Source organism: Rhodococcus sp. T2V, from assembly GCF_029269925.1.
GTDB lineage: Bacteria > Actinomycetota > Actinomycetes > Mycobacteriales > Mycobacteriaceae > Rhodococcus_F > Rhodococcus_F koreensis.
Window position 1 is genome coordinate 1 of sequence record NZ_JARJBD010000058.1, and the last position, 6,338, is coordinate 6,338.

Annotated in this window: 1 protein-coding gene; it reads right to left on the minus strand. The window is 68.6% G+C overall.

What is annotated here, in order from left to right; all coding sequences use genetic code 11:
- A partial coding sequence (locus P3H15_RS35165) for a non-ribosomal peptide synthetase (protein ID WP_276141481.1) occupies window positions 1-6,249 on the minus strand: 6,249 nt, incomplete at its 3' end.
- Window positions 6,250-6,338: the final 89 nt, after the last annotated feature.

Below are 6,338 nucleotides of genomic sequence, written 5' to 3' on the forward strand. Positions count from 1 at the left end.
GATCGGCACCACCACCCCATCCGCCCCCGTCACCTCGTGGAACGTCACATCCACCGCAGCCTCCGTCGGCCCGTACAAGTTGTGGATGCGAGCCTCGGGGACCACTGCCCGCAACCTCGACGCCGTCGGCGCCGGCAGCGCCTCACCCGAGGCGAACACCTGCCGCAGGCTCGTACAGCGCGCCGCGGCCGGCTCGGCGGTGAACACCGCCAGCATGGAGGGAACGAAATGCACTGTGGTCACGTGGTGTTCGACGATCAGTCCGGCAAGATATGCCGGGTCGCGATGACCGTCCGGGGCCGCGATCACCAACCGCGCCCCACACAACAACGGCCAGAACAACTCCCACACCGACACATCGAACGTCACCGGCGTCTTCTGCAACACCACATCATCGGAGCCCAACCGATACCGATCCTGCATCCACAACAACCGATTCACAATCCCCACATGCGGAACCGACACCCCCTTCGGCCGACCCGTCGACCCCGACGTGAACATCACATACCCCGGATGAGCCGGCAACAACCGCGACAACCGCTCCCCCACCCCCACCGGAGAATCCGCCCACCCCGACACATCCAACCCATCCACCGCCACCACCCGAACCGACCCCGCGAACACCCCCACATCCGCCGACGTCGTCAACACCACCACCGGAGCAACCGTGTCGAGGACGTACCCGACCCGCTCCGAAGGCTGATCCGGATCGATCGGCACATACGCCCCACCCGCCACCAGCACCGCATAAATCCCCACCACCATGTCCACCGACCGCCGCACCGCCACACCCACCGACGACTCCGGACCCACCCCCACACCGATCAACCACCGCGCCAACCGATGCACCCGCCCCGCAAACTCCCCATACGACAACACCCCACCCTCGAACACCACCGCCGCAGCACCCGGAGACCGCACCACCTGCGCCTCGAACAACTCCACAACAGTGGCAGCCGGCACCACACGCGACGTCGCATTCCACGCCCCGACCACCAACCCCCGCTCCCCCGCCCCCAGAACCTCCACATCCCCCACCACCGCGCCCGGATCACCGGCGATCGTCTCGAGAATCCGGACGAACCGCTCCCCGAACCCCACCACCGTCGCCCGGTCGAACACGTCGGACGCGAACGTGAACGACGCGTCGATGCCCGCTGCGGTCCCCGTCGCGTCGTACTGCTCGGTGAGCGTCAACTGCAGGTCGAACTTGGAGACACCGGGGTCGACGTCGACGGTGTCCACCGTCAGTCCCGGCAGGGTCACGTGGACCGGGGCGGTGTTCTGGAACTCGAGCAAGATCTGGAACAGCGGCGAGTACGCGGTCGAGCGGGTCGGCGCGACCGCGTCCACCACGCTCTCGAAGGGCACGTCTGCGTGTCCGAACGCCGCCAGATCCGCCTCCCGCACCCGGGACAGCACGTCGGCGAACGCCGCTGCGGGGTCGACGGCTGTACGCAGGACCAGGGTGTTGACGAGCATCCCCACGACGTCGTCGAGTGCTTCTTCGCCGCGACCGGCGATCGGCGTCCCGATCGCGACGTCTCTTGACCCGCTCAGCCGAACGATCAGCACCGCCAGCGCCGCGTGCATCACCATGAACATCGTGGAATCATGTTGCCGCGCAAGGGCGAGAAGCACCCGATGGTCGTCCGCAGGTACGGTGAACCGGACGGTCCCGCCGCGAAGCGCCCTGTCGGTGGGCCGCGGTCGATCCAATGGAAGGTCGATCGCGTCGGGCAGACCGGACAGCGTCTGCTTCCAGTACGCCACTTGCGCCGACATCACACTGCCGGGATTGTCGTCGCTGCCGAGGGCCGCCCTCTGCCAGAGGCTGTAGTCGGCGTACTGCACCGGCAGTGGTCGCCAGTCCGGCGGCTGTTGCTGCACCCGCGCCGAGTACGCCACCATCAGGTCGCGGGCGAGCGGAGCCAGCGACGCTCCGTCCGCCGAGATGTGGTGCACCACGAGCACGAGAACGTGGTCGTCCCGGTCTGCCCGGAACAGGGCGCCACGCACGGGCACGTCGGTGCTCACGTCGAATCCCCGCACGGTCAACTCGGCCAGGTGCGCACGCAACGCCGCCTCGTCCTCGACGGTTCTCGGCTTCAGATCCGGAATCATCTCGCCCAGCGGCTGGATCACCTGATGCGGTCCGTCGACCGACGCCGGATACAGGGTGCGCAGCGATTCGTGTCGTTCGAGAATGTCCCCGACCGCGGTTCGGAGGGCGTCCACGTCGAGGGTTCCGTTGAGCCGCAGCGCCATCGGGATGTTGTAGGCGGGCGAGGAGGTGTCGTACTGATTGACGAACCACAGGCGTTGCTGGGCAAGCGAGAGCGGGATCCGGTCGGGGCGCTGCTGCGCCACGAGGTCCGGGCGGCCGGAGGGCCTCGCGTGCGCACTCCCGATCCGTTCCGCCAATGCCTCCACTGTCGGCGCCTCGAACAGAGTCCGCACCACGAGTTCGACGCCGAGTGCGGCATTCACCCGTGCGACGACCCTCGTCGCGACGAGCGAATTCCCGCCGAGATCGAAGAAGCTGTCGTCGAGGCCGATTCGCTCCACGCCGAGGACGTCCGCGAACACCCGCGCCACGGCCTGCTCCTCCGGGGTGGCAGGAGCGCGGAATTCGGCCGTCGTGGACAGGAATTCCGGCGCGGGCAATGCCGCACGATCGAGCTTTCCGCCCGGGGTCAACGGGAACTCGTCCAGTATCACGATCGCCGCAGGCACCATGTACGTCGGCAGTCGGCGTGCGGCATGGTCCGTCAACTCGGTCGCTGTGAGCCGCTGCCCGGCGGCGGGCAGCACGTACGACACGAGCACCGTGTCTCCGGACGGCGCCGTGCGCTGCATCGTCGCCGCGGTCCGCACGTGTGGATGGGTGTGGAGGACCGTGTCGATCTCGCCGAGTTCGATGCGGAAGCCGCGCACCTTCACCTGGAAATCGCTGCGGCCCAAATACTCCAGCGTGCGGTCGGTTCGCCACCGCACCACGTCGCCGGTGCGGTACATCCGGTCGCCGGGGCCGCCGAACAGGTCGGCCACGAACCGTTCCGCGGTGAGCGCCGACCTGCCGTGGTACCCGCGGGCGAGGCCGTCTCCGGCGATGTACAACTCCCCGGCCACGCCGGCGGGCACCGGTGTCAGCCGTTCGTCGAGCACGACCTCGCGGAAACCGCGGAGCGGGCCGCCCAGCGTGACGGCGCCGTCCGGGGACAGCGGCGCGCTGATGTTCGACATGACGGTGCCCTCGGTGGGCCCGTACGCATTGGCCAGCCGGCGGCCGGGCGCCCACCGCTGCACCAGTTCCGGGGAGCACGCCTCGCCGCCGAACACCACGTCCCGGAAGCCGGAGAGTCCGTCCGGCTCGATCGTGCCGAGCGCCGCGGTGGCGACGAATCCGTGAGTGACCCTCTCCGACTGCAGGAACCGGGACAATTCCTCTCCGCCGTAGATCGCGGGCGGCACGATCACCATGGTCGCCGCGGCGGCGAACACGTGCAGGTACTCGGAGACGGACGCGTCGAAACTCGGTGTGGAGAAGTGCAGAATCCGGGAGGTCTGCGTCGCACCGGATCTGGTGCGTTGCTCGGCCGCGAAGTTGTCCAGGCCGCTGTGGGTGACCACGACCCCTTTGGGCTTGCCCGTCGAACCGGACGTGTAGATCACGTACGCCGGATTCTCCGGACGGAGGGGCCGAACCCGGTCGGCGTCGGTGACGGCCGAGATCGACCGACCGGCACAGTGCGACCGGAACGCGTCTTCGTCGAGCACCAGCCACGGCACCGATCGGGGTAGCCGGGACCGCACGGCCGACACGGTCACACCCAGCGCGGCGCCCGAATCGTCGAGCATGTGCTCGATCCGCGCGGCGGGGTAGTTCGGGTCAGCGGGAAGGAACGCCCCACCAGACTTGGCGACCGCGAGCATCGACAGCACCGACTCGATCGAGCGGGTCATGCCCAGCGCCACGACGTTCTCCGGCCCGATGCCGTGTTCGATGAGGACGCGGGCCAGTTGGTTGGAGCGCTCGTCCAATTCCCGGTACGTCACGTCGATTCCGAGATACGAGAGCGCGACACCGGTGGGGTTGGCTTCGGCTGCCGCCGAGAACAATTCGGGTAGCGTGCGCCCCGGCCGCCCGGGGGCGCCGGGTACCGGGACGAGGGTGGCCCGTTCGGTGTCGAACAGGATGTCGATGTCTCCGACGACGAGGCCGGGGTCGCCGGTGACCGCCTCCAGGATTCGGCTCAATCGTTCGCCGTGTCGACGAACAGTGCGGGGGTCGAACAGATCGGTGGCGAACGCGAGTGTCACCGTGATGCCGGCCGGGATGCCGTCGGCGTCGAATGTCTCCGCCGCGGTGACCCGGAGGTCGAACCGCTCGATCCCGGCTGTTTCGGCCGCGTCGCCGCACTCGAACAGCACCTGGACGATCGGCGAGTATGCGGGCGACTCGCGGACCGTGAGCGCCCGGACCACCTGCTCGAACGGGACGTCGGGGTGCTCGAACGCTTCCCGGTCGACGTCGCGAACGTGACGGAGATGCTCAGTGAAGGTCACGTCCGGTTCGGCGCGGGTCCGGAGGACGACGAGATTCTGCCCCCGGTCCAGGATGGCCGTCGTTCCGACCGCGACCTCCGGGGCACCGGAGAGCCGGCTCAGCAGCACGGCCGCGGCCGCGTGCAGAACGGTGAACGCGGTGGTGCCATGTTCGTCTGCCAGCACCTGCACTCCGCGGTGGGTCCGGGCTCCGATCGGGACGTCGACGCGGTCGACGCTCCCGGACTGCGTGGGCGGCCGGGCCCGATCGGACGGCAGGTTCAGCACTTCGGGCATCCCCGACAGCCGATCGGTCCAGTACGCGAGGTGGTTGGCCTCGCGGCGTCGCCGCTCGCCTTCGCGGGCGGTCGCCTCGTGAACGGTCGCGAGCCGGGCCTGCGGATCTGCCGAGACGAATTCTTCCAGCAGTTCCACGAAGTGCCGGTGGTGCCGGCGCAGCGCCGCATCCTCGTACCGGTTCGGGTTGGCCCGGAAATCGACGAAGATCTCCGCCGGCTTCCCGCTCGGATACACGTTGACCAGGAGGTCTTCGACCGGGCCCGAGGTGACGATGTGGTATTCGCCGACCAGGGGGCCGAGCACCACGTCCTGGTGGAACAGCATGACGTTGACCATGGGTCCGTGCAGTTCCGCCACACCGCCCGCGCCGACGTCGCGGCGGATGTCCTCGACGCTGCACCGCTGATGCCGCAACGCGCCCATCAGCTCTCGCCTGACCTGCGACACGAGGTCCGCGACCGCCCCGCTCTCGTCGACGGTGATCGGCAACGGCGCGACGCTGACCGTCATCCCGCCGGAATTGCGCAGCAGCGACGTGGTCCGCCCGGACATCGGAACATTGACGAGGACTTCGGTTTTCGCGGTGGCCCGCGACAGGTAGCAGGCGAAGGCGGCGATGATCGTGACGGCCGCCGCGGCGGTCGCCTGGCTGTCGGAACTCTGGATTGCGGACGCGGCCGCCTCGGACAGCAGCACGCTCTCGACCGTGCTCCTGGCGAGTGCGGGTGCGGGGGCGTCGGCCAACGTCGACCCGCCGATTCCCTCGACTCGTTCGGCCCAGTACTCCCGATCGGTCACGAAGCGATCGGACGCCCGGTAGCGGGCGTCGACGTCGTACAGTGCGCGCAGCGTCGCGGCCCGGCTCGGATCCGGTTCGCGACCGGCGACCGCGGCCGAATACCGGTGCGCGATGCGGTTGATCAGGGTCATGGCACCGTAGCCGTCCAGCGCGACGTGGTGAATGCGGCTGTACCACAGGTAATGCGCCTCGCCCACGCACAGGATCGACGTCTCGAACAGCCGATCGGCGTCGAGATCGAGTGGGGACTGGTAGTCCCGGTCCATCCATTCGTGCGCGGCGGCGACCGGGTCGTCGTCGCCGCGAAAGTCGACGAACTCGATGGACGTGTCGGTGGTGTGGTCGACGTACTGCATCGGTCTGCCGTCGACCTCGACGACCTTGAGGAACGGCGACTGGAACTCGCGGGCAACCACGATGGTCTCGCGTCGCAGCAGGTCGATGTCGAGGTCGCCGTGCAACTCCACGTAGTGCGCTACCGAGATGGGTACCGCGGGGTCGAGTTGCTGCGCGAACCATGTGGCACGCTGCGCCGCGGACAGCGGGAATGCGTCCGCGTCCGAATTCTGTGTAGCCGGCTTGCGCGTGTCTGGGGCCTTCACGGTGGGTCCTCCCCGTACGGTATCCCCGACCGTCGACGTCGTGAGCGCGTCCGGATCCTGACTCGCGAATGCGGGAGGCGGTAGTTCTT